General features: G+C 72.9%; 1 pseudogene. It reads left to right on the top strand.

Annotation, left to right across the window (positions count from 1 at the left end):
• A pseudogene (locus tag U9R90_RS36525) lies at window positions 1-703 on the top strand (lytic transglycosylase); the annotation flags it as partial.
• Window positions 704-803: the final 100 nt, after the last annotated feature.

Here is an 803-nt window from a genome sequence, read left to right as displayed (position 1 = left end):
GTCGCCGACCCCGACCCAGCCCGCCGACCGGGTGGACCGCATCGTGGACGCCGACACCGGCACGCTCACCGCCACCGAGGGCACCGAGTTCACCGCGCGGCCCGCCGTGCAGGCGCGCGACGCCGACGGCAAGGGCGTGGCCAAGGTCCAGGTGAAGTTCGCGATCGTCGGCGACACGGACACCACCTTCGCCGAAGGCGCCACCAGCGCCACGGTCACCACCGACGCCGACGGCCTGGCCACGGCGCCGGTGCTGACGGCAGGAGCGCAGACCGGCGAGTTCACGGTCCGGGCCACCGTCGTCGGCCGTACGCTCAGCGGCCTGGACTACGCCGCGACCGTCACCGCCCGCCAGGCCGACACCCTCACCAGGACCGGCGAAGAGGAGCTGACCTGCGCGCCGGGCGGCGAGTTCGCCGACGCCGTCGAGGTACAGGCGACGCTGGACGGCAAGGCCGCCGCGGGCGTCACGGTCACCGCCACGATGATCAAGTCCCTGGAGGAGCCCGACGAGAACGACGCCGGCCCGTACTTCAAGGACGCCGACGACAACCCCGTCCGTACGCTGCGGGGCCTGAAGACCGACGAGAACGGTGTCCTCACCCTCCCGCAGATGTTCGCGGACGAGACCGAAGGCACCTATCTCCTGCGCCTCAACGCCATCGGCGGCGGCACCCTGACCATCGAGCTCACGGTCGGCTGACCGCACCGGCACCCCGCACCCGACACCGCCCCCGCTGCCAGGACTAGAGCCTGTCTTTGAACCCCCGCCTGCGCCCCGACGCCCGGCACGCACCCTCGCC

Origin of the sequence: Streptomyces sp. E11-3 (assembly GCF_046540415.1) — a bacterium.
Taxonomy (GTDB): domain Bacteria; phylum Actinomycetota; class Actinomycetes; order Streptomycetales; family Streptomycetaceae; genus Streptomyces.
This window is presented reverse-complemented; position numbering and strand designations above follow the sequence as displayed.